Source organism: Acidovorax sp. WCS2018Noco2-16, from assembly GCF_031843945.1.
Classification (GTDB): Bacteria; Pseudomonadota; Gammaproteobacteria; order Burkholderiales; family Burkholderiaceae_C; genus Paracidovorax.
Genome location: NZ_JAVTJJ010000004.1, coordinates 82,950 through 108,536 on the forward strand (window position 1 = coordinate 82,950; position 25,587 = coordinate 108,536).

The following is a 25,587-nucleotide window of genomic DNA, read 5'->3' on the forward strand; positions in this document are numbered from 1 at the left end:
TTGAGAACCTTGCAATGTCCGGCGACCGTCAACCCTTGAGGGTGTTCAGGTCTTCCGCGTTGATGCTGGACTTGTTGCGGAACAGCAGCACCAGGATGGCCAGCCCAATGGCGGACTCAGCGGCGGCCACGGTCAGGATGAAAAACACAAACACCTGTCCGTGCATGTCGCCCAGGTAATGCGAGAAAGCGACGAAATTCATGTTGACCGCCAACAGCATCAGTTCGATGGCCATCAGCAGCACGATGAGGTTGCGGCGATTCAGGAAGATGCCGATCACAGCCAGCGCAAACAGCATGGCTCCGAGCGTCAGGAAATGACCCAGGGTCAACGTCATGGCTTCTTCTCCTCGACAACAGGCGCCACGGGCGCCGGCTCTGCCGCCTTCTGCGTGGCGGCCACCTTCACCATGGACACGCGGTCACTGGCGCGCACTCGGATCTGCTCAGACGCGCTGATGGCCTTGTTGTCCTTGCGTTGACGCAGCGTGAGCGCGATGGCGGCAATCATGGCCACCAACAAAATCACGGCAGCGATCTCGACCGGATACAGGTATTCGGTGTAAAGCAGTTTGCCCAGGGCTCTGGTGTTTGAATAAGGGATCACCTGTCCGGCAGCGTCCACCATGGCCGCGACAGCCTTGGGTTCATCCATACCCCGGAAACCGGTCATCAACACGGCCGCCATCTCCAGTGCGATCAATGCGCCAACGAAGGCGGCGAGCGGGAAGTTACGCCAGAAGCCTCGTCGTACCGTGTCGATATGGATATCCAGCATCATCACGACGAACAGAAACAGCACCATCACCGCACCCAGGTAGACGAGTACCAGGGCAATGGCGAGAAACTCGGCCTTGAGCAACAGCCAGATAGCCGCAGCTTGTGAAAAGGCGAGGATCAGGTGCAGCACAGCGTGCACAGGATTGCGCGCTGTGATGACTCGGAAGGCTGCATACAGCAGCACGACCGAGAACAGATAGAAGAAACCAGTCTTGGCGTCCATGAATCAGGTCTTTGGTAAAGGTCAGGCGAGAGCAGTGCCGCTCAGCGGTACTTGGCGTCCGCGGCCTTCGCTGCGGCAATCTCGGGCTCGTAACGGTCGCCCACGGCCAGCAGCATTTCCTTTGTGAAATACAGATCGCCTCGCTTTTCACCGTGATATTCAAGAATCTGGGTTTCCACGATGGAATCGACCGGGCAGCTTTCTTCGCAGAAGCCGCAGAAGATGCACTTGGTCAGGTCGATGTCATAGCGTGTGGTGCGTCTGGAACCATCGGCACGCACGTCGGACTCGATGGTGATAGCCAGGGCAGGACACACAGCCTCGCACAGCTTGCAGGCAATGCAGCGCTCTTCGCCGTTTTCATAGCGGCGCAGCGCATGCAGCCCGCGAAAGCGCGGCGACAAGGGCGTCTTTTCTTCAGGGAACTGCACTGTCACCTTGCGGCGAAAAGCGTAGCGTCCGGTCAGTGCCATGCCCTTGACCAGCTCCACGAGCATGAAGCTCTTGAAGAAATCCTTGACCGAAAAAGGTGATGCAGAAGCAACAGCAGTCATAGTTGTCCCCGCTTAGTTCCAGATGTTCCAAGGCGAATGCAACCATGCGCCCACGATAAGCAGCCACACGAGAGTGACCGGGATGAAGATCTTCCAGCCCAGACGCATGATCTGGTCATAACGGAATCGCGGGAAGGTGGCGCGGATCCAGATGAACATGGAAACCACCACAAACGTCTTGATGCCCAGCCAGATCCAGCCCGGGATGAAGCTCAGCGCTTCAATCGGTGGCAGCCACCCACCCAGGAACATCAGCACGCCCAGAATGGAGACCAGCCACATGCTGGCGTATTCGGCAAGGAAAAAGACTGCGAAACCCATGCCCGAGTACTCGACCATGTGGCCTGCAACGATTTCCGCTTCGCCTTCCACGACGTCGAACGGATGGCGGTTGGTTTCAGCCACGCCAGAGATCAGGTAGACGATGAAGATGGGCAGCAGCGGCAGCCAGTTCCACGACAGGAACGTCAGGCCCATGCCTGCCATCATGCCTTCGCCCTGCCCTGCCACCACATCGATCAGATTCATGCTGCCCGACACCATGATGACGACCAGGAAACAGAATCCCATGGCAATTTCGTAGCTCACCATCTGAGCGGAAGCCCGCAGTGCACCCAGAAATGCGTACTTCGAGTTCGATGCCCAGCCAGCGATGATCACGCCGTACACCTCGATGGAAGTGATGGCCATGATGAGCAGCAGGCCGGCATTCACGTTGGCCAGCACCACGTCGGGACCAAACGGAATGGCCACCCATGCGGCCAGGGCCGGCATGATCGCCATCAATGGGCCCAACACGAACAGACCCTTGCTGGCAGCCGTGGGCTGAATGATTTCCTTCGTCAGCAACTTCAGACCGTCGGCCAATGGTTGCAGCAAGCCGAATGGCCCCACGCGGTTGGGGCCGTGACGCACCTGCATGAAGCCGAGCAGCTTGCGCTCCCACAGCGTCAGATAGGCGACGGCTCCCATCAATGGGGCGACGATGGCCACGATCTTGAGCAAAATCCACAACACGGGCCAGGCAGCCCCGGTCCACCAGGCGTAAGGCAGCAGGTGAAGCCCGCCGTTGTACAGCGCGTCGATCATGCTGCGACTCCTTCAGCGGCGCGGCGCGCATCGGCCGTCAGTTGCAGGGAAGTCGCACGGCGCACCAGCCCATCCAGTTGATAGATGCTGGCCACCACCGGCTCGGCAACATCGCTGGATGCAGCAGCCACGGGTGCGTTCGTACTGTTGTTCAAACTTTGCGCTGGCAGCGATTCGAGCGCGGTAGCACCCGGCGCGACGCCAGTTGCCTGCGCCAATACCTGTTGAGAGGTTTCGTAGTCGAGCCCTTGCACGCCCAGCAGATTGCCCAGTACGCGAAGCACCTTCCATGCAGGACGTGCGTCGCCTTGGGGCTTGACCACCGCATGGAAGCTCTGCAGACGACCCTCTGCGTTGACGAAGGTGCCAGACGTTTCGGAAAACGGTGCGATCGGCAATAGCACGTCGCTGAATTCCATGTTGGCCTTGAAAGGGCTCAGCGTCACGACCATTTCTGCCTGCGCCAGCGCCCTTGCAGCATCCACGCCCCAAGCAGAATCGTGCTCAGGTTCGGTGTTCAGCAACAGGGCCGCCTTCAATCCACCGGAAAGCATCTGTCCTGCATTCAAACCGTTGCCTTGCGGCTGTGCGCCAACGAATTGCGCACCCACCGTGTTGGCCGCTTCGGTCAGATAACCGACGGTGGCATCGGTGTGCGAACCAATCCATTGCGCCAGTGCCAGCAGACTGGAAGCCTGTGCGTGATGCGCGGCAGCGTTGCCCAGCAAGATGGCGCGACGCTCGCCAGACAGCAGCGTCCGGGCAACGCCTTGGGCCAGGTCACTCACCTGGTCTACCACCTGCGGAGGAGCCACGTTCTTTTCTTGGGCCACGGCAGCAGCCACTTCTGCCAGCGTGTTCAACCAGGCCGAAGCCGGCGCCACCAAGGTCTGCGCGACAGGCATGGTCCAGTCGTAGGCAGCGGCGTTGATCGCCGTCACTGCACAACCGCGGCGAGCCGCTTGGCGAATGCGCTGCGCGAACAATGGATGGTCCTTGCGCAGGTTGGAGCCGACGACCAACACAGATTGCAATGACGACAGCGAAGCAATCGACGTTCCCAGCCAGCGCACACCTTCGGCAGCGCCGAACTCGGCGTGACGCAGGCGGTGGTCGATGTTGTCGCTACCGAGGCCGCGCACCAGTACACCGGCCAGATACAGCTCTTCCAGCGTACTGTGCGGGCTTACCAAAGCGCCGATACGGCTCGCTCCATGGTCATTACGCACGCTCTGCAGCCCGTTGGCCACATACTCCAGCGCAGTCTGCCAGTCCACTTCCTGCCACTGGCCACCCTGCTTGAGCATGGGGCGCGTCAGCCGGTCTTCGCTGTTGAGCGACTCATACGAGAAGCGATCACGGTCGGCGATCCAGCATTCGTTGACGTCTTCGTTCTCGAGCGGCACCACGCGCATGACGCGGTGATTCTTGACTTGCACGATGAGGTTGGCGCCCGTGGAATCATGCGGACTGACGGACTTGCGACGCGAAAGCTCCCAGGTGCGGGCGCTGTAGCGGAAGGGCTTGCTGGTCAACGCACCGACCGGGCAGATGTCGATCATGTTGCCCGACAGCTCGGAGTCAATGGTGTCGCCCACCACCGTGGTGATCTCGGAGTGTTCGCCCCGATGGATCATTCCGAGCTCCATCACGCCGGCCACTTCCTGGCCGAAACGAACGCAGCGGGTGCAATGGATGCAGCGGCTCATCTCCTCCATCGAGATCAGCGGGCCGACGTCCTTGTGGAACACCACGCGCTTCTCTTCTTCGTAGCGCGAGGAAGAGCCGCCGTAGCCGACTGCCAGATCCTGCAATTGGCATTCACCGCCCTGATCGCAGATGGGGCAATCCAGCGGGTGATTGATGAGCAGAAACTCCATTACCGACTGCTGGGCCTTGATGGCCTTGTCGCTCTTGGTGCGCACGATCATGCCTTGCGTCACCGGCGTGGCGCAGGCAGGCATGGGCTTGGGCGCCTTCTCCACGTCAACCAGGCACATGCGGCAATTGGCGGCAATGGAAAGCTTCTTGTGATAGCAAAAATGGGGAATGTAGGTGCCCGCCTTCTCGGCTGCATGCATCACCATGCAGCCTTCGGCGACTTCTACTTTCTGCCCGTCCAGTTCGATTTCAACCATATGCGTTCTCGAGGTCAGGCAGAGGCTGGCGCCTGGGGAGTCTGTTGCCGGATCAGCGCTTCGAATTCAGGACGGAAGTGCTTGATCATGGCGCGCACCGGCATAGCCGCTGCGTCGCCGAGAGCGCAGATCGTGCGCCCCTGAATGTTGTCCGCCACCGAATTCAGCAGGTCCAGATCGCCAGCGCGGCCTTGGTTGTGCTGAATACGGTCGATCACGCGCCACATCCAGCCCGTACCTTCACGGCAAGGCGTGCACTGGCCGCAGGATTCATGCGAATAGAAATAAGACAGGCGCAACAGGCTTTCCACCATGCTGCGGGAGTCGTCCATCACGATCACGGCGCCCGAGCCCAGCATGGAACCGGCTTTGGCGATGGAGTCGTAGTCCATCGTGCATTCCATGATGACCGAAGCCGGCAAAACCGGTGACGACGATCCACCAGGGATCACCGCCTTCAGCTGGCGCCCTTTGCGCACGCCACCGGCAAGCTCCAGCAGCTTGGCAAACGGCGTTCCCATCGGCACTTCGTAGTTTCCGGGCTTTTCCACGTCGCCGGACACCGAGAAGATCTTGGTGCCACCATTGTTGGGCTTGCCGCAGGCCAGGTAAGCCGCTCCGCCGTTGCGGATGATCCATGGGACAGCCGCGAAGGTCTCGGTGTTGTTAATCGTGGTCGGCTTGCCATAGAGACCGAAGCTCGCGGGAAATGGTGGCTTGAAGCGCGGCTGGCCCTTCTTGCCTTCGAGCGATTCCAGCAATGCGGTTTCTTCGCCGCAAATGTAGGCACCGAAACCGTGAGCGGCGTGAAGCTGGAAGCTGAATTTGCTGTCCAGAATGCTGTCGCCCAGATAACCGGCGGCACGGGCTTCTTCCAGCGCTTCTTCAAACCGATCGTAGGTCTGGAAGATCTCGCCGTGGATATAGTTGTAGCCCACGGAAATGCCCATCGCATAGGCCGCGATAATCATGCCTTCAATGACGATGTGCGGATTGAACTGCAGGATGTCCCGGTCCTTGCAGGTTCCCGGCTCTCCCTCGTCCGAATTGCAGACTAAATACTTTTGCCCAGGAAACGAGCGGGGCATGAAGCTCCACTTCAGACCGGTAGGAAAGCCTGCACCGCCGCGGCCACGCAGACCAGATTCCTTCACCGTCGCGATGACCTGATCCTGCGTAAGGCCTGCGCCTTCGCCTTGAGCCAGGATCTTGCGCAGCGCTTCGTAGCCGCCACGCGCTTCATAGTCCTTGAGACGCCAGTTCGTACCGTCCAGACCGTCGCAGATCTGAGGCTCGATATGCCGGCCATGAAAACAGGTTTGCACGCCGGTAGCGCCGAACTGCGACAGGATTTGTGCCGGGGTCGTCATGCTTGCCCTTCCGCGCGCACAGCCGTGGCGCCTTCAGCCTGGCGAAGACCATCGACCAATTGGTCGAGCTTATCGTTGTCCATGAAGCTGCACATGGTGCGGTCATTGACGAGCATCACCGGTGCGTCGGCGCAAGCACCCAGGCACTCGCACTGCTGCAGCGTGAACAGGCCATCCGCCGTGGTTTCGCCCATGATGACGCCGAGTTTCTTTTCAAGGTGGTGCAAGGCTTTCTGGCCGTCACGCAGCTGGCAAGGAAGATTGGTACAGACATTGAGCTTGTATTTGCCCGTTGGCTGCTGGTTGTACATGTTGTAGAAGGTCGTGACTTCATGCACGGCGATCTGTGGCATGCCCAGGTATTCGGCGATGACGGCTTCGCTGTCAACGCTGACCCAGCCTTGCTCCTGCTGGACGATGGACAAACACGCCATCACAGCAGACTGCTTCTGCTCGGGCGGATACTTCGCCACTTCGCGCGCAAAGCGCGCCTTGGTCGATTCGGTAATCATCGATCAATCTCCCCGAACACGATATCCATGGTGCCGATGATGGCGACCGCATCGGCAATCATGTGACCACGCGCCATCTCATCGAGCGTTGCCAGATGGGCAAATCCCGGGGCGCGGATCTTCAGACGATATGGCTTGTTTGCACCATCACTCACGAGATAGATGCCGAACTCACCCTTCGGATGCTCCACAGCAGCATAGGCCTCGCCCTCGGGCACGCGGAAGCCTTCGGTGAAGAGCTTGAAATGGTGGATGAGCTCTTCCATGTTTGACTTCATGGATTCCCGCGAAGGAGGCGCCACCTTGTGGTTGTCGGTGATCACCGGACCCGGGTTGACGCGCAGCCAATCCACGCACTGCTTGATGATGCGATTGGATTCGCGCATTTCGCGCATGCGCACCAGATAGCGGTCGTAGCAATCGCCGGTCTTACCGACCGGAACGTCGAAGTCCATGCGGTCGTAGGCGTCATAAGGCTGCTTCTTGCGCAGGTCCCACGCAACGCCTGAGCCTCGGAGCATGGGCCCCGTCATGCCCAGATTCAAGGCACGCTCAGGCGTCACCACACCGATACCCACCGTGCGCTGCTTCCAGATGCGGTTATCGGTCAACAGGGTTTCGTACTCATCCACGCACTTGGGAAAGCGCTGCGTGAAATCGTCGATGAAGTCGAGCATCGAACCCTGGCGGTTCTGGTTCAGGGCGTCGATGGCCTTCGCATTGCGGATCTTGTTGACCTTGTATTGCGGCATCGAATCCGGCAGGTCGCGGTAAACGCCACCCGGCCGGAAATAAGCCGCGTGCATGCGGGCCCCCGACACTGCTTCGTAGATGTCGAACAGGTCTTCCCGTTCGCGGAACGTGTAGATCAAGATCGTGGAGCTGCCGCAATCGTTACCGTGCGAGCCCAGCCACATCAGATGGTTAAGCAGACGCGTGATTTCCGAAAACATCACGCGGATGTACTGCGCGCGCAGGGGCACGTCCAGGCCCATCAGCTTCTCGATGGCGAGGCAATAGGCGTGCTCATTGCACATCATCGACACGTAGTCCAGCCGATCCATGTAAGGAAGCGACTGGATAAAGGTCTTGTGCTCGGCCAGCTTTTCGGTGGCGCGATGCAGCAAACCAATGTGCGGGTCGGCACGCTGCACGACTTCGCCGTCCAGCTCAAGCACCAAGCGCAGCACGCCGTGCGCGGCCGGATGCTGCGGCCCAAAATTGAGGGAATAGTTCTTGATTTCAGCCATGTTGGATCACCGGACGCCGAAGCGACTCAATGCAGGCCTCCGTAATTTTCTTCGCGAATGATGCGCGGCGTTACCTCACGCGGCTCGATGGTCACCGGCTCGTACACCACGCGGCGCTGTTCTGCGTCGTAGCGCATCTCGACGTGGCCCGAGAGAGGAAAGTCCTTGCGGAAGGGGTGTCCGATGAATCCGTAGTCGGTCAGGATGCGGCGCAGGTCGTTGTGACCATCGAACACGATGCCGAACAGGTCGAACGCTTCGCGCTCATACCAGTTGGCGGAGTTCCACAGATCGGCCACGGAAGCCACCACAGGCAGATCGTCGTCAGGACAGAACACCTTGACGCGCACCCGCTGGTTCAGACTGACCGACAGCAGATGCGACACAACGCAGTAGCGCGCACCTTCGACACCGACTTCGCGGTAAGCCGAGTAGTCCACGCCGCACAGGTCGACCAGCTGCTCGAACTGGCAACCTGGCGCGTCGCGCAGGATTTGCATGGAAGCCAGGTAGTCGGCCGACGACACCGCGACAGTCACCTCCTCCAGTTCCAGCGTGATCGAACGCAGCTTGTCACCCAGCGCAGAAGCAATCACATCCCGCAGCACGTCGGGGCGAATGGCAATAGCAGTCATCATCAACCCTTCAGACGCGCGCGATGGTGTTGGTGCGGCGGATTTTCTGCTGCAGCTGGATGATTCCGTAGATCAGCGCTTCAGCGGTGGGCGGACAGCCCGGCACGTAGACGTCGACCGGCACGATGCGGTCACAGCCCCGCACCACCGAATAGCTGTAGTGGTAGTAGCCGCCGCCATTGGCGCACGACCCCATCGACAGCACCCAGCGCGGCTCGGACATCTGGTCGTAGACCTTGCGTAAAGCGGGAGCCATCTTGTTGCAGAGCGTGCCGGCCACGATCATCAGATCGGACTGACGCGGACTGGCCCGAAACACCTCTGCGCCGAAGCGGCCGATGTCATAACGCGCAGCCGCAGCATGCATCATCTCGACCGCGCAGCACGCCAGACCAAAGGTCATGGGCCACAGCGAACCGGTCTTGGCCCAGTTCACCACGGAGTCGTAACTCGTGGTGATGAAGCCTTCTTTCATCACGCCTTCAATCATCGTGTCATCCTCTTTTCTGCCCGTTCATTCCCAATCCAGCGCACCCTTTTTCCACTCGTAGGCAAAACCCACGACAAGGATGGCCAGAAAGATCACCACGGCAATGAATCCCGTCAAACCCACATCGTGCAGCGCTACCGCCCACGGGAAGAGGAATGCGATTTCCAGATCAAAAAGAATGAAAAGAATGGCGACGAGGTAGTACCGCACGTCGAACTTCATGCGTGCATCTTCGAAAGCTTCGAAGCCGCACTCGTAGGGAGAATTCTTTGCAGCGTCGGGACGATTGGGGCCAAGCACGTAGCCCAACACCAACGGGACCACGCCGACGCCGATGCCGACCAAAATGAACAGAAGAACGGGGAGGTACTGATCGAGGTTCATCTGGAGGATTTGCTCACCGCTAAGGCCGACCTACCCACGCTCCGTTGCAGAGCATGTGAAGGGGCCTTTTTTGTATTGGTGCCGTCGGCGAGACTCGAACTCGCACAGCTTTCGCCACTACCCCCTCAAGATAGCGTGTCTACCAATTTCACCACGACGGCTGATTTATGTACCCGGATGGCATGAGGAACCTTGCGGTTTTGGCTTTCCAGGCAATCCGCAATTCTACTCCGGAATTACGGCTACCCCACTAACATGGGGTAACAGGATCACATTATTTGGTCGGGATCTGACCTGCGCCGGATGCCGGCACTATTGGTGCAGTCGGCACAGCGGCTGGAGCGGAAGCCGCCGGGTTTGCACCCACCGGTACCGTTGCCGCAGGACCGCCTTCCAGCACGCTGCCGGTGGTGGTTGGACGGGCATTGCTGAAGTACGCCAAAGCCAGCGTAGCGACAAAAAAGACGGCCGCGAGCACAGAAGTTGTGCGAGACAGGAAGTTTGCGCTGCCGCTGGCACCAAACAGACTGCCCGAGCCCCCGCTGCCAAAGGCTGCACCCATGTCGGCACCCTTGCCGTGCTGGATCAGGATCAGGCCGATCATGCCCAGTGCGGTCAGCATCTGGATGGCGAGGATTACGTTGACCATTACGTTCATTCTTGAATACTCCTGATTTGATAGCTACAAGCGCTTGTATTTAAAGCGCTGCAGCAATGATTTGTAGAAAATCGTTGGCCTTGAGCGATGCGCCGCCCACCAGTCCACCGTCGATGTCGGTTTCAGCCAGCAGCTGCGACGCGTTCGCCGCGTTCATGCTGCCGCCATACAGCAGTGGAATGCGATCAGCTTTCTCCGTCGCCGCAGCCAGTTGCGCCCGTAGCACGGCATGTACCTCTTGCGCCTGCGCAGGGGTGGCGGTGCGGCCGGTGCCGATGGCCCAGACCGGCTCGTAGGCCACGACGATCTCGCTGATGCAGTGGCCATTCACGTGGATCACCGCAGCCAGCTGGCGCCTGACGACCGCCTCGGTCTGCCCCGCCTCGCGCTCAGCCAGCGTTTCGCCCACACAGACGATGGGCGTGATGCCCGCCGCCAAAGCACGCTGCGCCTTCTCCGCTACCGCCGCATCGGTCTCGCCGTGGTACTGGCGCCGCTCCGAATGGCCGACCAGCACGTACCGCACGCCGAAGTCGTGCAGCATCGGTGCCGAGATTTCGCCAGTGAAGGCACCCGATTCGTGCTGCGACACATCCTGCGCCGCCAACGAAATGGCAGAACCCGCCAGCAGACCTTGCACCTGTGCCAGATAAGCGGCCGGAACCGCCACTGCCACGTCGCACGCGGTCTGCGCCTTCAGGCCACCCAGCAGCGCCGTTAGCAATGCCTCGTTCGCAGCAAGCCCGCCATTCATCTTCCAATTACCGGCAATCAGTTTCTTTTTCATGCGTTCCACGTCAAAACAATCTTGCCGATGTGTTGATTCGATTCCATCAAGGCATGGGCCTGCGCAGCATCGGCAGCGTCCAAGGTGCTATGGATCACCGGACGCACGGCGCCGGATTCCAGCAACGGCCAGACTTCCTTGCGCAGCGCACGGGCAATCGCACCCTTGAACTCCACCGAACGGGGGCGCAGGGTCGAGCCGGTCAAGGTGAGCCGCTTGCGCAGCACCAGGCCGGCATTGAACTCTGCCTTCACACCACCCTGCACCGCAATGATGACCAAGCGCCCGTCCTCGGCAAGACAGTCCACCTCGCGCGCGACGTACTCGCCAGCCACCATGTCCAGAATCACGTCGACGCCCCGCCCTTGCGTGATGCGTTGCACTTCGGCCACGAAATCGTGCGTCTTGTAGTTGATGGCATGGTGCGCACCCAGCGACAGGCAGGCGGCGCATTTCTCGTCGCTGCCCGCTGTCACCACCACGGTAGCGCCACGTGCGCGTGCCAGCTGGATCGCCGTCACGCCGATGCCGCTGCTACCACCCTGAATCAGCAGCACTTCACCCGACTGCAGGCGGCCGCGATCAAACACATTGCTCCACACCGTGAAGAACGTCTCAGGTAGCGAAGCCGCTTCGATGTCGCTCAGGTTGGCAGGCGCCGGCAGGCATTGCACGACCGGTGCGACGCACCACTGCGCATAACCGCCACCCGCCACCAAGGCGCAGACACGGTCGCCGATGCGAAAGCCCGCCTGGGCCAGCACCTCGGCGTTGCCGGCTTCGATCACGCCTGCAACTTCCAGACCGGGAAGGTCGGAGCTGCCAGGCGGTGGAGCGTAGTGGCCTTTGCGTTGCAGAACGTCCGGGCGGTTGATGCCGCTGGCCGCCACGCGGATGAGCAGTTCATCTGCGCCCGGCGTGGGCACGGGCCGCTCACCCAGCTGCAAACCCTCGGGAGGCCCGAAGGCCGCGATTTCCACGGCACGCATGACTTGGTTCATCGTGATGACCTTGGATTCCATTGAAAAATGGCTCTAGCGCCCGTACTACAAGCGCTAGACGCTACTACTTCAATAGCAATCAGCCGTTGAACTGGCCCGAATCGTTACCGGGCGCGGCAGGCTGTTGCTGCTGCGACTCAAAACGACCGCCATCACGGCGTTCGCCACGCTCTGGACGCTCGCCGCGTTCTGGGCGGCCACCTTGGTCGCCGGCAGGACGATCCAGCAGCGCCTTCATGGACAGCTTGACTCGGCCCTTTTCGTCCGTCTCCAGAACCTTGACCTTGACGATCTGGCCTTCGGTCAGGTAGTCAGTGACCTTTTCCACGCGCTCGTGGGCGATCTGGCTGATGTGCAGCAGGCCGTCCTTGCCGGGCAGCAGGTTGATCAGTGCGCCGAAGTCCAGGATCTTGACGATCGGGCCTTCGTAGATCTTGCCGATTTCGACTTCGGCCGTGATCTGCTCGATGCGCTTCTTGGCTTCGTCAGCCTTGGCGTTGTCGGTCGCGGCGATGGTGATGGTGCCGTCTTCCTCGATGTTGATCTGGCAGCCGGTCTCTTCGGTCAGCGCACGGATCACGGAACCGCCCTTGCCGATCACGTCACGGATCTTCTCGGGATTGATCTTCATTGTGTACAGCTTGGGCGCGAAGTTGGACACCTCGGTCTTGGCTTCGCCCATGGCGTTCTGCATTTCACCCAGGATGTGCATGCGCGCTTCCTTGGCCTGGGCCAGGGCGACCTGCATGATTTCCTTGGTGATGCCCTGGATCTTGATGTCCATCTGCAGCGCGGTGATGCCGTTGGTCGTGCCGGCCACCTTGAAGTCCATGTCACCCAGGTGATCTTCATCGCCCAGGATGTCGGTCAGCACGGCGAAGCGGTTGTCTTCCTTGATCAGACCCATCGCGATGCCGGCCACGTGAGCCTTCATCGGCACGCCGGCGTCCATCATCGCCAGGCAGCCGCCGCAAACGGAAGCCATCGACGAGGAGCCGTTGGATTCGGTGATTTCCGACACGACACGGATGGTGTACGGGAATTCTTCCTTGGTGGGCAGCACAGCGACGAGCGCGCGCTTGGCCAGGCGGCCGTGGCCGATTTCGCGGCGCTTGGTGGAACCCATGCGGCCCACTTCGCCGGTGGCAAAGGGAGGCATGTTGTAGTGGAACATGAAGCGGTCTTCGAACTCGCCAGCCAGCGCATCGATGCGCTGCGCGTCGCGTTCGGTGCCCAGCGTGGAGATCACCAGCGCCTGCGTTTCGCCACGCGTGAACAGCGCGGAGCCGTGCGTGCGGGGCAATACGGAATTGCGGATCTCGATGGGGCGCACGGTGCGCGTGTCACGGCCGTCGATGCGGGGCTCGCCGGCCAGGATCTGGCCGCGCACGATCTTCGATTCGATAGCGAACAGCAGATCGCTGACCTTGCCGGAATCGAAGGGCTCGCCGCTTTCCTTCAGCGATGCCAGCACGCTGGCGTTGGCTTCACGCAGGGCTTGCGTGCGGGCTTGCTTGCTGCGGATCTGGTAGACGGCGCGCAGCTTCTCTTCTGCCAGGCCCTTGACCTTGGCGACGAAAGCTTCGTCTTCTGCGGGTGCTTGCCAATCCCACACGGGCTTGCCGGCGTCGCGCACCAGTTCATGGATCGCATTGATGGCGATGTTGGCTTGCTCATGACCGAACACCACGCCACCCAGCATGATTTCTTCGCTGAGTTGCTGGGCTTCGGACTCGACCATCAGCACGGCAGCTTGCGTGCCGGCGACGACCAGGTCCATCTGCGAATCCTTGCGGGCGGTCTGGCCTGGATTGAGCACGTACTGGCCGTTGATGTAGCCCACGCGCGCGGCACCGATGGGGCCGCTGAATGGAATGCCGGAGATCGACAGGGCAGCGCTCACGCCGATCATGGCGGCGATGTCGGCGTCGACTTCAGGGTTGAGCGACACGGTGTGGATGACCACGTGCACTTCGTTCAGGAAGCCTTCTGGGAACAGCGGGCGGATCGGGCGGTCGATCAGGCGGCTGGTCAGCGTTTCGTGTTCGCTGGGCTTGGCTTCGCGCTTGAAGAAGCTGCCGGGGATCTTGCCGGCGGCGTAGGTCTTCTCGATGTAGTCGACGGTGAGCGGGAAGAAGTCCTGGCCGGGCTTGGCCGACTTGGAGGCCACCACGGTCGCGAGGATGACGGTGCCGTCGATCTCGACCAGCACGGCGCCGTTGGCTTGGCGGGCGATTTCACCGGTTTCCATGACGACGGTCTTGTCGCCCCATTGGAAGGACTTGGTGACTTTGTTGAAGATGGTCATGATGACTCCTTTTGCTTCGGTTTTGATAGCTGGCTACGCTGAGCCAGCAAGGGCCGGAGGCAATTCAGAACACGATGCCATTCCAGCGATGCTGCAGCCTGGACGGCGGCTTCAACATCGGTGGAATGACACAGCTTCGCTCTGTTTTTGCACCCCGAAAAGGATTCGCGAAGTAAAAAACGCCTGAGCTAGCGTGCTAACCCAGGCGTTTTTGCATGCGAATGCGCTTACTTGCGCAGACCCAGCTTGGCGATCAGCGCGGTGTAACGCTCGGCGTCCTTGGCCTTCAGGTAGTCCAGCAGCTTGCGGCGGCGGCTCACCATGCGCAGCAGGCCGCGGCGACCGTGATGGTCTTTGGCGTGTTGCTTGAAGTGGGGCGTCAGCTCGTTGATACGGGCCGTGAGCAGGGCGACTTGGACTTCTGGGCTACCGGTGTCGTTGGCAGCGCGGGCATTGGCCTTGACGACCTCGGCCTTGATGGAAGATGCGATCATTGGATTTCCTTGTATGGGAGCGGGCGGGCCGGATCGCCTTGAAGGCAATCGTGGCGGGCTCATACCCCCGGTTTACTTGCGCCGGTAGCTGGAATGGCCACTGGCGTGCGTCTTGCACCATGCAAAACCGGGCGATTATAACCCGAGCCATTCTTTCAGACGCACTACCCCTTCCACCAGCCGGCCCGTGTCTTGCGACGCGAAGCACCAGCGCAGCCAGCCTTCCGCCTCATCGCCGAACGCCACCCCGGGCGCCAGCCCCAGTCCGGCCTCGGCAACCAGCCGCTGGGCCAGTGCCAGCGAATCGGGCTGGCCTTGCAGGCGAAAGAACGCATATATGCCGCCCTTGGCCGGGGCGACGGTAACGCCGGGCAGCGCTTGCAGCAACGGCACCAGCGTGTCGCGACAGGTGCGCAGGTGGCCGGCCACGCGCGGCGTGATCTCGGCCTCGTGCTGAAGCGCGGCCAGGCCGGCCCCCTGGGTGAACACGCTGACGCAGGAGGTGTTGAACTCCACCAGCTTGCCCATGTGGTGCGTGAGCGACGGCGGCATCACCAGCCAGCCCAGTCGCCAGCCGGTCATCAGAAAGCTCTTGGAAAAGCTCTGCACCACCACCAGCCGGTCCTGCGGCTCGGCGATGTCGAGAAAGCTGGGCGCGCAGCCGTGCGGCGTGGGCTCGTAATAGAGCCGCTCGTAGACCTCATCGGCCAGGATCCAGGTGCCCGTGGTGCGACAGTGCGCCAGATGCGCCGCTGCTCCTCGGCCGACAGCGTCCAGCCGGTCGGGTTGTTGGGCGCGTTGACCACCAGCATGCGTGTGCCCCGGGGTGATCGCCTCCAGCAACGCATCCATATCCAGCGCCCAGGCGCCGTCCGGCTGCGGGCGCAGCGGCACGCAGCGCAGGCGCGCTCCCAGCACCAGGGGCTGAGCCGTGAGGTGGGGCCACACCGGCGTGACCGCCACGACCTCGTCGCCGGCATCCAGCAACGCCTGCATGGCCAGCATCAGCGCGTTCACGCCGCCGGAGGTGATGGCGATGCGATCCACCGCCACCGTGCCGCGCAGCCGGCTCGCGTACGCCGCCACTTGCTCTCGCAGCTCTGGCAGCTCTGGCAGCTCTGGCAGGCCCAGGTTGTGGGAATAAAAGGTTTCACCGCGCTGAAGCGAGGTGATCGCCGCGTCGCGTATGGACTGTGGCGTGGGCTCGTCGCTTTCGCCGAACCAGAACGGCAGCACGTCGCTGCGGCCCATGGCTGCATTGGCGACTTCCCGGATGCGGGATTCCTGCAGGGCGGCGAGAGTGGCGCGCATGGCTTGAATGAATGAGGAGTGAATGAAGCGAAGCAGCAGAGGGACTGTGCCGGAACGTCGAGACGCGCCAGCAGTCCATGCCGAAGCATGTGGCTTGGCCTATATTGCAGTCACGGAGGGACGATCATGATTGAAAACGCCAAAGCGAGCGCTTCGATGTCAACGAAGCGGCGCATCGGAAACGCTGCGACGCTGGCCACGCCTTGGGCGCTGGCAGTGCTGTTGGTGATGGCACCCACAGCGCAGGCGCGCACTGCAACGCAGGAGCGCACGGCTGAAGCACCGAAGGCTGCCAAGAAAGGCAGCGTGCGCATCAAGAATCAGCAGAACAATTCGCAGGAAACACCGGCCCAGCGCGACCGGCGCCTGCTGCGCGAATGCAAGGGACTGCCCAATGCAGGCGCGTGCCGGGGCTTCACCGGGCGGTAGGCGTCACACCTTCGACACCGCGCCCTGGCCAGAGAAATGTCCTTCGATATTGGCCAGGAATCGATCCACGCTGGACTGCACCGCCTCAGGCGACCAGCCGCCGACATGCGGGGTAAGCAGTACGTTGTCCAGCGCAATCAGCGATTCAGGCGGAGCCGGCTCGCTCTCGTACACGTCCAGGCCAGCACCTGCGATGCGGTACTCGCGCAGCGCGGCGGCCAGCGCTTCGGTGTCCACCACGCTGCCGCGCGAGATGTTGACCAGGTAGCCCTGCGGCCCAAGCGCCTGCAGCACCTGCGCGTTCACCCGGTGGTGGGTGGCGGCACCGCCCGGCGTGGCGCAGACCAGCACGTCACACCAGGTGGCCAGCGCCTCCAGGCTGTCGAAATACGAGTGATCGACGCCGGGGCGCGGCTGTCGGTTGTGATAGCCCACCGGCATGTCGAAGGCCGCGGCACGCCGCGCTATCTTCTGCCCGATGGCGCCCAGCCCGAAGATGCCCAGCCGCTTACCCGACACGTTCGTGGGCAGCCCGATGGCTGTGCGCCAGACGCCTTCGCGGCACAGCCGGTCCAGCGGACGCAGGCCGCGCACGATGCCAATCAACAGCCCGAAAGCATGGTCGGCCACGCAATCGTCGTTGGTGCCGGCGCCCGTCGCGACCACGATGCCGCGCGCCCGGGCAGCGTCCACCGCGATGTTTTCATAGCCGGCGCCCAAAGCGCAGATCAGCTCCAGCGACGGCATGGCATCGATCTCCTGCGCCGACAGTCCGGTCGCCCCCACCGTAAGGACGGCGCGAAAGCGTTCGCCCTGGGTGGCGATGGCCGACGTGCGCTCTGACGCGGTAGGCGCGTAGTGCAGGTCGTACTGCGCGCCGATCTGGGCCTGATGTCCCGGGGTCAGCGTGTGGATGACGAGCAGAGGAATCTTGGAAACGGTCACGGCAGCACTCCAGAAGTTTTGCTTCGTTTTTGATAGCTATGAGCGCTTGCTGTTCAAGCGCTACAAGCCGAAAAGATCTAAATTTTCAGACCAGGAGCGGTACAACTCCCATTGCCGCAGATGGTAACCACGCACGAAACTTGCTCGGGCCTCGTAGTTACCGGCGGGATACCGCCGCGCTGTCATCCAGACAAGCCCGCAGACCGTTACCAGAACTTTCCACCACTTTCGCCACTCAGCTCCTTCCATGAAACGCTGGCTTGCCTTTTCCTCCGTCGTCCTGGCCATGGCTGTCACCGCTGGCTGTGCCACGCTCGACGCCAAGCAGCGTGAATGGATCTTCCAGCCCAGCGACCGCGCCTGGGGCGGCATGCAGATGACCGATGGCATGCAGGACGTGTGGATCGACTTCCGGTCCGCTGCCACATCGCGCACTGAAAAGCTGCACGGCCTGTGGATGCCATCAGGCCAGGCCGACGCTCCCGTGCTGCTGTACCTGCATGGCGCCCGCTGGAACGTCACCGGCTCCGCTCCGCGCATCCGCCGCATGAACGAGATGGGTTTTTCGGTGCTGGCCGTGGACTACCGGGGCTTTGGCCGCAGCAGCGCGGGCCTGCCTTCCGAAGCCACGGCGCTGGAAGACGCGCATGCCGCCTGGAAGTGGCTGGCCGCGCAGCACCCCAAAAGCGAGCGTTACATCTTCGGCCATTCGCTGGGCGGCGCCATCGCCATCGACCTGGCCGCGCAGGTGCCAGACGAGCGCGGCACCATCGTCGAGGGCACCTTCACCAACATCGCTGAAGTAGTCAGCACCTTCAAGTGGGGCTGGCTGCCCATCTCGGGTTTGATCACCCAACGCTTTGAGTCGGTGCAGAAGGTGGCGCACATCGGCTCACCGCTGCTGGTGGTGCACGGCAGCGAAGACCGGCTCATCCTGCCCTCGCTGGGCCGCAAGCTGTATGAGGCCGCGCAGGAGCCCAAGCGCTTCGTGATGGTGGAAGGCGGAACGCACCACAACACCAATGATCTGGGGCAGGACCAATACCGCGAAGCATTGAACGAGCTGTTCCAGCTGCCGCTGCCCGGCGGCGCGCAGCAGGCGGCCGCGGCCGCAGCTTCGCAACGCAGCTGATCGTCAACCCAGCGGGCTTTTTCGCGTTGGCGGACGGCCCACGGCGTCGACCCGTGGCGCGCAATGACTCTGTTACGCTCGCCCGCACATGTCCGTCCCGCCTGCCTTGCCTGCCGCCTCCAGGCCGGAGCTGTTGCCCAGCACCGCGTTGCCCCCTGGCCTTGCCATCGTCATGTTGGCCCTGCTGCTGAGCATTCAGCCCGTCACCACCGACCTTTACCTTCCCGCCCTGCCCGCGCTCACCCGCAGCCTGGGTGCCAGCGTGGCGTCTGCACACCTCACGCTGAGCGCTCTGCTGCTGGCCTTCGGCCTGTCGCAACTGGTGTGGGGGCCGCTGTCCGACCGATTCGGCCGCCGTCCCATCCTGCTGACGGGTTTGGGTGTGTACACCGCCGCATCGGTGGGCAGCGTGCTGGCGCCGTCGATGGATCAACTGATTGCGTGGCGAGTGGCCCAGGGCGTTGCGATGGGCGCGGTGGTGATGTGCGCCCGCGCCATCGTGCGCGACCTCTACACACCATTGACCGGTGCGCGCGCCATGTCGAAGGCGCTGACCGGGCTGGGCATCGTCGCCTGCATCTGCGCGCCACTGGGCGGGCTGCTGACCGAATGGCTGGGCTGGCGCGCGGCGCTGCTGGCACTGACGGTGTACGCCGCCGGCACGCTCACCCTGGTCGCGCTGCGCCTTCCTGAAACCCTGCTGCAGCGCAACCCGCGCGCGCTGCAGCCCGCCACCCTGGTGCGCACCTGGGCACTGGTGCTGCGCACCCCCACGTTCTGGGCGTTTTCGCTACTGACCACGGCAAGCTATGGCGGCCTCTTCACCTTTCTAGCCGCCTCGCCGTTCGTCTTCATCGACGTGCTGGGCCTGTCGCGCACGGCCTATGGCCTGGCGATGCTGTCCGCCAGCCTGGCATACCTGTTGGGCACCTTCCTGTGCCGGTGGCTGCTGGCGCGCACGGGCGTGGTGCGCACCGTGGCGCTGGCGGGCGGCCTCAGTGCGGCCGCAGGCGCCAGCATGCTGCTGGCGGCGCTGGGCGGTTGGCACACGCCGTGGGCGCTGCTGCTGCCGTTCTATCTGTTCGCGCTGGGGCATGGCATGCACCAGCCCTGCGGGCAGAGCGGCGCAGTGGGCCCGTTTCCGCAGGCCGCAGGCGTGGCCTCTGCATTGAACGGTTTCATGATGATGCTGGCCGCCTTCGCCACCGGCGCCTGGCTGAGCACACAAGCCGGCGGCACCGTCTGGCCTCTGGTACACGGCCTCGCCTTCTGGTCGGTGCTGCTGGCCACCATCGCCTGGACGCTGGTGCGTCGCTTCGGAGAACCCCTGCATGCCGCCCGCTGACCGGCCATCACGGCCCGCCTACATTGCCCTGGCCGGCCCCACCGCATCGGGCAAGACCGCTGGCGCGCTGGCCATTGCCGAGGCGCTGTCGCCGCACCTGCCGGTAGAGATCATCAGCGTCGATTCGGCCCTGGTCTACCGCGGCATGAACATCGGCACCGCCAAGCCCACGGCCGAAGAGCAGGCCCGCGCGCCGCACCACCTCATCGATATCCGCGACCCGCTGCAGGCTTACAGCGCGGCCGAATTCGTGGCCGACGCCCAGCGCCTCATCACCGAGATCAACGCCCGCGGCGCGCTGCCGCTGCTGGTGGGTGGCACCATGCTGTACTTCAAGGCGCTCATCGACGGCATCGACGACATGCCCGCCGCCGACCCTGCCGTGCGTGCGGAGCTGGAAGCGCGCGCCGCCGCCATCGGCTGGCCCGCCATGCATGCCGAGCTGGCGCGCATCGACCCCGCCACCGCCGCGCGCCTGGCGCCGGCAGACAGCCAGCGCATCCAGCGCGCGCTGGAGGTGTGGCACGTGTCCGGCCAGCCCCTGTCGCACTTTCACACTATTAAAAAGATAGCTGCCAGCGCTTATCCATCAAGCGCTGGAGCCCTTTTTTCTTTAGAACCGGCTGATCGGTCCTGGTTGCACGCCCGCATCGCCCAGCGCTTTGACGCCATGCTGCAGGCCGGTTTCATCGACGAGGTGCAAGCCTTGAGAGCACGCGGCGACCTGCACCCCGATCTGCCCTCAATGCGCTGCGTCGGTTACCGCCAGGCTTGGGAGGCGCTGGACACGCAAGCCGCCACCGGCTCCTTCCCGACACACCATCTGCGCGAGCGCGGCATCGTCGCCACGCGGCAACTCGCCAAGCGCCAGATCACCTGGCTGCGCAGCATGCCGCAGCGCCAAACCATCGTGTGCGACGCGCAGGACGCCATCGCCACCTTGGTGCTTTCCGTGCAAAGCCTGCTGGCCGAAAGCACATCCGCATGACCGGCATTACCGACACGGCCGCCGCCCCCGTGCTGCGCGTGACCGGCCTGGCCAAGCACTATGGCGACGCCGCCATCTTCAGCCACGTAGATCTGACCGTGCAGCGCGGCGAATTCGTCGCCATCGTCGGTGATTCGGGCGTGGGCAAATCGACTCTGCTCAATTGCCTGGCCGCGCTGGACACCTGGGACGCCGGCCGCATCGAGCATGACGGCGCAAGCGGCGCGACCGACCTGGGCGCGCTGGACGACACGCAGCGCGCCCTGTGGCGGCGCGAGCACGTGGGCTTCGTCTTCCAGGCCTTCCACGTGCTGCCGCATCTGGACGTGGCTCAGAACGTCGCCCTGCCCCTGATGCTGCTGGGCCGCAGCGACCCGGCGCGCGTCGAACGCATGCTGGACGCCGTGGGCCTGCAGGGCCTGGGCGCGCGGCTGCCGCAGCAGTTGAGCGGCGGGCAGTTGCAGCGCGTGGCCATCGCCCGCGCGCTGGTGCACCGCCCCGCACTGCTGCTGGCCGACGAGCCCACCGGCAACCTCGACCCCACCACCGCCGCGCGGGTGATGGACCTGCTGCTGGCGCAGACGCGCGAGCACGGTGCGTCGCTGGTGCTGGTCACCCACTCGGCTGCAGCTGCGGCGCGGGCCGACCGGGTGCTGCACCTCACGGCGCAGGGCATCGCCGGCGCAAATCAGCCGATGGCGGGATAGTCGCCCAACCCATCGGGCCAGGGCGTCAGCACGTCGAAGCCGGTGGCCGTCACGGCCACCATGTGCTCCCACTGGGCGGATCGCGACTTGTCGCGCGTCACCACCGTCCAGCCGTCGGCTAGCTCTTTTGTTTCGGCCTTGCCAGCGTTGATCATCGGCTCGATGGTGAACACCATGCCTTCTTCCAGCCGCAGGCCGGTGCCGCGCCGGCCCCATTGCAGCACCTGCGGATCGTCGTGGTAGATCTGGCCGATGCCGAGGCCGCAGTATTCGCGCACCACGCTGAAGCACTCGCGGTGCGCCACGGTTTGAATGGCATGGCCCACGTCGCCCAGCGTGGCGCCGGGGCGCACTGCGCGAATGCCGGCGCATAACGCCTCGTACGTGGTGCGCACCAGCCGGCGCGCCAGCGGTGCGGGTTCGCCCACGAAGTACGTTCAGCTGGTGTCGCCGAACCAGCCATCTTTCAGCACAGCCACGTCGATGTTGATGATGTCGCCCGCCTTCAGCACCTCATCGGGCCGGGGAATGCCGTGGCAGATCACGTGGTTGACCGAGGTACACACCGTCTTGGTGTAGCCGCTGTAACCCACGTTGGCGGGAATGGCGCCCTGCACATGCACGATGTGGTCGTGGCACAGGCGGTCGAGCTGCTCGGTGGTGACACCCGGCTGCACGTGCGGGGCAATCATGCGCAGCACGTCGGCCGCCAGCGCCGCTGCGGCGAGGAACATGGCGATGTCGGCGGGCGATCGGATCAGGTCGGGCCGGCTCATCAAGCCGCAGCCTTGCGGGCACGAACCACAGCGGTGACACCCAGCGTTCCCCGTTCCCACGTCGCCGCCACGCCCGCCTGCGCATCGTGCAGCAGCAGCTGGCAGATGTCGCTGTAGGTCAGCGCGGGATACAGCTCGGACAGCATGCCGATGCGCATCCAGTGCTCGGCCTGCGCATTGATCGAGCGGCTCAACGCATCGCTGGCGGTGCGCAGGTTGTCGTGCATCGTGTCGGAAATTCTGACGATGCCCATGATCAGTTGGTTTTTATACGTTTCATATACGAATCGTTTATCAATCTGAAGAGTCGTGGCCAGAACTGGCTTTGCCCAAAACCGACGCAGTCCCGGCAGCGCCGGGCCGCACAATCGACCCATGATCGCGCTGCTCCGCTCCTTTTCCTGGCAGGAACTGCGCCACCACCCGTGGCGCAGCGCCGCCGCCGTCGTTGCGGTGATGCTGGGCGTGGCGCTGGGCTTTGCGGTGCATGTGATCAATGCGTCGGCGCTGGACGAGTTCTCGCAGGCCGTGCGCTCCGTCAACGGCCAGCCCGACCTGGAACTGCGGCCTGCTCAAGGGACGCTGCCCGATGCCTTGTACGGCCAGGTCGCCGCACTGCCGCAGGTGGCGCTGGCCAGCCCGCTGCTGGAACTGACGGCGCAGGCGCGCGGCGCGGATGGCGTGGCACCGACCGCCCTCCGCATTATTGGCGTGGACGCGCTGGTGCTGCCCGCCATCGCCCCGGCCCTGATGCCGCTCGCCTTTGAAGGCAGCGAGCGGCTGGCCCTGTTCGCGCCTGCCACCGTGTTCCTGAACGCCGCCGCGCTCGAAGCGCTGCGCGTGCCGGCTGACCGCACGGCGCCGTCTTCGATCACGCTGCAGGCCGGGCTGCAGAGCCACACCGTGCGCATCTCCGGCACGGTGGCGGCGGGCGGTCCGCCGCTGGCGGTGATGGACATCGGCGCTGCGCAAGACCTGTTCGGCCGCGCCGGCCAGCTCAGCCGCATCGACCTGCAGTTGCGCCCCGGTGCCGATCGCGCCGCGCTGGAGCATGCACTGCAGGCCCTGCCCGGCGCATCGGCCGGCGTGCGCGTGGCCGAGCCGGGCGACGCCGCCCAGCGTGTCAGCAACCTCTCACGCGCCTATCGCGTCAACCTGACCGTGCTGGCGCTGGTCGCCTTGTTCACCGGCGCGTTCCTCGTCTTCTCGGTGCTGGCACTCAGCGTGGCGCAGCGCGCGCCGCAGTTCGCGCTGCTGGCCGTGCTGGGCGCCACGCCGCGCCAGCGCCTGGCATTGGTGCTGATCGAATCGGCCGCCTTGGGCGTACTGGGCAGCGTGGCCGGCATTGCGCTGGGCACGGCGCTGGCCACTCTGGCGCTGCGCGTGCTGGGCGGCGACCTGGGCGGCGGCTACTTTGCCGGCGTGCAGCCCGCGCTGCAATGGAGCGCCCCGGCCGCAGCCTTGTACGGCGCGCTGGGCGTGGCGGCCGCGCTGGCGGGCGGCTGGTGGCCGGCGCGTCAGGCCGAGCGGCTGCCGCCCGCGCAAACCTTGAAAGGCCTGGGCGCCACGGGCGGCGCAGTGCGCGGCGGCGCTGTGGGCCTGGCGCTGATGGCAGCGGGCGGCGCGCTGGCGATGGCGCCGCCGGTGTTCGGCATTCCGCTGGCCGCCTATGTGGCGGTGGGCCTGCTGCTGGTCGGCGGCATCGCCCTGCTGCCGTGGGCCGTGCAATGGCTGCTGCGCTGGCTGCAACCACTGGCCGCGCAGCGCCTGCTGCCGCTGCTGGCGCTGGAGCGCGCGCGCCGCATGCGCGGCACCGCCGCCGTGGCGGTGGGCGGCGTGGTCGCATCGCTGAGCCTGGCCGTGGCGCTGACGGTGATGGTGGCGAGCTTTCGCGGCTCGGTCATCCAGTGGCTGGATGCTGTGCTGCCCGCGCCGCTCTACGTGCGTGTGGCCGGCAGCGGCGCGGGCGACGAGGCGGCGGCATTCCCTGCCAGCCTGGTCGATGCAGTGGCGCGGCTGCCCGGTATCGACCGTGTGCAGACGTTGCGCACCAGCAGCCTGCTGCTGGATTCGGCCCGCCCTGCCCTGGCGCTGCTGGCCCGCCCGCTGGGGAAGGACGCCGCGCAGACGCTGCCCCTGGTCGGCCCCGCCGTGCCGGTACCCGCAGGCCGCGTGGGCGTGTATGTGAGCGAGGCGGTGGTGCAGCTCTATGGTGTGCGCGTGGGCGACGACTGGCCAGTACTTTCAGAGTCTTTTAGGCCTCTAGCGCTTGATGGACAAGCGCAATCAGCTACATTTTTCATAGCAGGCGTATGGCGCGACTATGTACGCCAGTTTGGTGCTGTCACCATGGACAGCGCCGACTTCGTGCGCCTGACTGGCGACACGCGCGTGAGCGACCTGGCGCTGTGGCCCCGCGAAGGCGCCGACGAAAACGACCTGCGGCAACGCATCACCGCTCTGGCCTCCGCTGCCGCAGGTGGCGCCGGCAGCAGAGCCGCCGACACCCTGGAATTCAGCGCCTCCGCCGCCATCCGCGAACGTTCCCTGGGCATCTTCGACCGCAGCTTCGCCGTCACCTACTGGCTGCAGGCCGTCGCCATCGGCATCGGCCTGTTCGGCGTGGCGGCGAGCTTCAGCGCGCAGGTGCTGGCGCGGCGCAAGGAGTTCGGGCTGCTGGCCCACCTGGGCCTCACGCGCCGGCAGGTGCTGGCTGTGGTGGCGGGCGAAGGCGCGGCGTGGACTGCGATTGGCGCGGTGGCGGGCACGCTGCTGGGGCTGGCGGTGTCAGCCGTGCTGGTACATGTGGTGAATCCGCAGAGCTTTCATTGGACGATGGAGTTGCGGGTGCCAGTGGGGCGGTTGGTGGCGCTGGGAGCGGCTGTGGTGGTTGCGGGGACGGTGACAGCGTGGCTGGCTGGGCGGGCTGCGGCGGGGAGGGATGCGGTGATGGCGGTAAAGGAGGATTGGTAGGCATTGCGCAAAAGAGTGGCGCAATCGAGTATTGGCTAATACAAAATCTAAAATTCCTCCCTTTTCAACAATCGACAACAATGCAAATACGCCCACGGATTTTACAAAAAAGAAAAATACCCAGAAAATCAAAACCTCATTAGAGTCACCACTCATTTATAGATTCACGTATATGTCGTAAATTATCCCACCCAACAAATCCCTAAAATGCAGAATTATATCCCACCTCAATTTTCCAAAATAATTCATCATCAGAACAAAAATTCCATTTCACCAATCACCCTAAAAACCCAAGAATAGACATCCAAT

The 25,587-nt window shown here is 63.6% G+C and carries 25 protein-coding genes, 1 tRNA gene and 1 pseudogene; 6 read left to right on the forward strand and 21 right to left on the reverse strand.

Going from position 1 to position 25,587, the window contains the following annotated elements:
• Positions 1–28: 28 nt before the first annotated feature.
• From nuoK to RQI28_RS11515, 18 genes are all read right to left on the reverse strand, one after another.
• Positions 29–337, reverse strand: a complete 309-nt coding sequence (nuoK, locus tag RQI28_RS11430) for an NADH-quinone oxidoreductase subunit NuoK (protein WP_311222722.1) — start codon at positions 335–337, stop codon at positions 29–31.
• The gene (locus RQI28_RS11435) at positions 334–1,002 is read right to left on the reverse strand and encodes an NADH-quinone oxidoreductase subunit J (protein WP_311222723.1); all 669 of its coding nucleotides are present in this window, start codon (positions 1,000–1,002) and stop codon (positions 334–336) included. The genes nuoK and RQI28_RS11435 overlap by 4 nt, the downstream gene beginning before the upstream one ends.
• Positions 1,003–1,043: 41 nt before the next feature.
• Positions 1,044–1,556, reverse strand: coding sequence for an NADH-quinone oxidoreductase subunit NuoI (gene nuoI, locus RQI28_RS11440; protein ID WP_311222724.1), 513 nt, complete (start codon positions 1,554–1,556; stop codon positions 1,044–1,046).
• A 12-nt stretch (positions 1,557–1,568) separates the two neighbouring features.
• A complete protein-coding gene (gene nuoH / locus RQI28_RS11445) occupies positions 1,569–2,645 on the reverse strand; it encodes an NADH-quinone oxidoreductase subunit NuoH (RefSeq protein ID WP_311222725.1) in 1,077 nt (358 codons plus the stop codon).
• Positions 2,642–4,783, reverse strand: a complete 2,142-nt coding sequence (gene nuoG / locus RQI28_RS11450) for an NADH-quinone oxidoreductase subunit NuoG (protein ID WP_311222726.1) — start codon at positions 4,781–4,783, stop codon at positions 2,642–2,644. Before nuoG ends, nuoH begins: the two co-directional genes overlap by 4 nt.
• Positions 4,784–4,797: 14 nt before the next feature.
• Positions 4,798–6,153, reverse strand: a complete 1,356-nt coding sequence (gene nuoF / locus RQI28_RS11455; RefSeq protein WP_311222727.1) for an NADH-quinone oxidoreductase subunit NuoF — start codon at positions 6,151–6,153, stop codon at positions 4,798–4,800.
• The gene (nuoE, locus tag RQI28_RS11460) at positions 6,150–6,665 is read right to left on the reverse strand and encodes an NADH-quinone oxidoreductase subunit NuoE (protein WP_311222728.1); all 516 of its coding nucleotides are present in this window, start codon (positions 6,663–6,665) and stop codon (positions 6,150–6,152) included. Before nuoE ends, nuoF begins: the two co-directional genes overlap by 4 nt.
• Complete coding sequence (locus tag RQI28_RS11465; RefSeq protein WP_311222729.1) at positions 6,662–7,915, reverse strand: NADH-quinone oxidoreductase subunit D; 1,254 nt, start codon at positions 7,913–7,915, stop codon at positions 6,662–6,664. Before RQI28_RS11465 ends, nuoE begins: the two co-directional genes overlap by 4 nt.
• A 26-nt stretch (positions 7,916–7,941) precedes the next feature.
• The gene (locus RQI28_RS11470) at positions 7,942–8,550 is read right to left on the reverse strand and encodes an NADH-quinone oxidoreductase subunit C (RefSeq protein ID WP_311222730.1); all 609 of its coding nucleotides are present in this window, start codon (positions 8,548–8,550) and stop codon (positions 7,942–7,944) included.
• Positions 8,551–8,560: 10 nt separating this feature from the next.
• Positions 8,561–9,040, reverse strand: coding sequence for an NADH-quinone oxidoreductase subunit B family protein (locus RQI28_RS11475; RefSeq protein WP_007849129.1), 480 nt, complete (start codon positions 9,038–9,040; stop codon positions 8,561–8,563).
• A 24-nt stretch (positions 9,041–9,064) separates the two neighbouring features.
• Positions 9,065–9,424: an NADH-quinone oxidoreductase subunit A gene (locus tag RQI28_RS11480; protein WP_311222731.1), complete on the reverse strand. Its 360-nt coding sequence runs from the start codon at positions 9,422–9,424 to the stop codon at positions 9,065–9,067.
• A 76-nt stretch (positions 9,425–9,500) separates the two neighbouring features.
• A tRNA-Leu gene (locus RQI28_RS11485) sits at positions 9,501–9,585 on the reverse strand.
• A gap of 113 nt (positions 9,586–9,698) precedes the next feature.
• Complete coding sequence (gene secG / locus RQI28_RS11490; protein ID WP_311222732.1) at positions 9,699–10,082, reverse strand: preprotein translocase subunit SecG; 384 nt, start codon at positions 10,080–10,082, stop codon at positions 9,699–9,701.
• Between the two features lie 40 nt (positions 10,083–10,122).
• The gene (tpiA, locus tag RQI28_RS11495) at positions 10,123–10,869 is read right to left on the reverse strand and encodes a triose-phosphate isomerase (RefSeq protein ID WP_311222733.1); all 747 of its coding nucleotides are present in this window, start codon (positions 10,867–10,869) and stop codon (positions 10,123–10,125) included.
• Positions 10,866–11,870, reverse strand: coding sequence for an NAD(P)H-quinone oxidoreductase (locus RQI28_RS11500; RefSeq protein WP_311222734.1), 1,005 nt, complete (start codon positions 11,868–11,870; stop codon positions 10,866–10,868). Before RQI28_RS11500 ends, tpiA begins: the two co-directional genes overlap by 4 nt.
• Positions 11,871–11,949: 79 nt before the next feature.
• Complete coding sequence (gene pnp, locus RQI28_RS11505; RefSeq protein WP_311222735.1) at positions 11,950–14,178, reverse strand: polyribonucleotide nucleotidyltransferase; 2,229 nt, start codon at positions 14,176–14,178, stop codon at positions 11,950–11,952.
• A 227-nt stretch (positions 14,179–14,405) separates the two neighbouring features.
• Entirely contained in the window at positions 14,406–14,672 is a 267-nt protein-coding gene (gene rpsO / locus RQI28_RS11510; RefSeq protein WP_136404692.1) for a 30S ribosomal protein S15, read from the reverse strand.
• A gap of 135 nt (positions 14,673–14,807) precedes the next feature.
• Positions 14,808–16,022: a pyridoxal phosphate-dependent aminotransferase gene (locus RQI28_RS11515; protein WP_311222880.1), complete on the reverse strand. Its 1,215-nt coding sequence runs from the start codon at positions 16,020–16,022 to the stop codon at positions 14,808–14,810.
• 87 nt (positions 16,023–16,109) lie between these two features.
• Between RQI28_RS11515 and RQI28_RS11520 the strand changes: the two genes are divergently transcribed.
• Positions 16,110–16,412, forward strand: coding sequence for a hypothetical protein (locus tag RQI28_RS11520; RefSeq protein ID WP_311230429.1), 303 nt, complete (start codon positions 16,110–16,112; stop codon positions 16,410–16,412).
• Between the two features lie 3 nt (positions 16,413–16,415).
• Here the strand turns inward: RQI28_RS11520 and RQI28_RS11525 are convergent, their stop codons facing one another.
• Positions 16,416–17,357, reverse strand: coding sequence for a 2-hydroxyacid dehydrogenase (locus tag RQI28_RS11525; RefSeq protein WP_311222737.1), 942 nt, complete (start codon positions 17,355–17,357; stop codon positions 16,416–16,418).
• Between the two features lie 247 nt (positions 17,358–17,604).
• Here RQI28_RS11525 and RQI28_RS11530 point away from each other — a divergent pair, with 247 nt between their 5' ends.
• The 4 genes from RQI28_RS11530 to RQI28_RS11545 all read left to right on the forward strand — a co-directional run bounded on the left by RQI28_RS11530 (position 17,605) and on the right by RQI28_RS11545 (position 21,529).
• Positions 17,605–18,489: an alpha/beta fold hydrolase gene (locus RQI28_RS11530; RefSeq protein WP_311222738.1), complete on the forward strand. Its 885-nt coding sequence runs from the start codon at positions 17,605–17,607 to the stop codon at positions 18,487–18,489.
• An 88-nt stretch (positions 18,490–18,577) separates the two neighbouring features.
• Positions 18,578–19,834, forward strand: a complete 1,257-nt coding sequence (locus RQI28_RS11535; RefSeq protein WP_311222739.1) for a multidrug effflux MFS transporter — start codon at positions 18,578–18,580, stop codon at positions 19,832–19,834.
• Positions 19,821–20,822, forward strand: a complete 1,002-nt coding sequence (gene miaA / locus RQI28_RS11540) for a tRNA (adenosine(37)-N6)-dimethylallyltransferase MiaA (protein ID WP_311222740.1) — start codon at positions 19,821–19,823, stop codon at positions 20,820–20,822. Before RQI28_RS11535 ends, miaA begins: the two co-directional genes overlap by 14 nt.
• Positions 20,819–21,529 (forward strand): ABC transporter ATP-binding protein, encoded by a 711-nt coding sequence (locus RQI28_RS11545; RefSeq protein ID WP_311222741.1) that lies wholly within the window; start codon positions 20,819–20,821, stop codon positions 21,527–21,529. Before miaA ends, RQI28_RS11545 begins: the two co-directional genes overlap by 4 nt.
• Here the strand turns inward: RQI28_RS11545 and map are convergent.
• Both map and RQI28_RS11555 read right to left on the reverse strand, forming a co-directional pair.
• A pseudogene (map, locus tag RQI28_RS11550) lies at positions 21,511–22,305 on the reverse strand (type I methionyl aminopeptidase). The gene RQI28_RS11545 and the pseudogene map overlap by 19 nt on opposite strands.
• Complete coding sequence (locus RQI28_RS11555) at positions 22,305–22,559, reverse strand: ParD-like family protein (protein WP_311222742.1); 255 nt, start codon at positions 22,557–22,559, stop codon at positions 22,305–22,307. The pseudogene map and the gene RQI28_RS11555 overlap by 1 nt, the downstream one beginning before the upstream one ends.
• Before the next feature lie 121 nt (positions 22,560–22,680).
• On the opposite strand from RQI28_RS11555, the gene RQI28_RS11560 reads away from it, so the two are divergent.
• Positions 22,681–25,278, forward strand: a complete 2,598-nt coding sequence (locus RQI28_RS11560) for an FtsX-like permease family protein (RefSeq protein WP_311222743.1) — start codon at positions 22,681–22,683, stop codon at positions 25,276–25,278.
• The last annotated feature ends 309 nt before the right edge of the window (positions 25,279–25,587 follow it).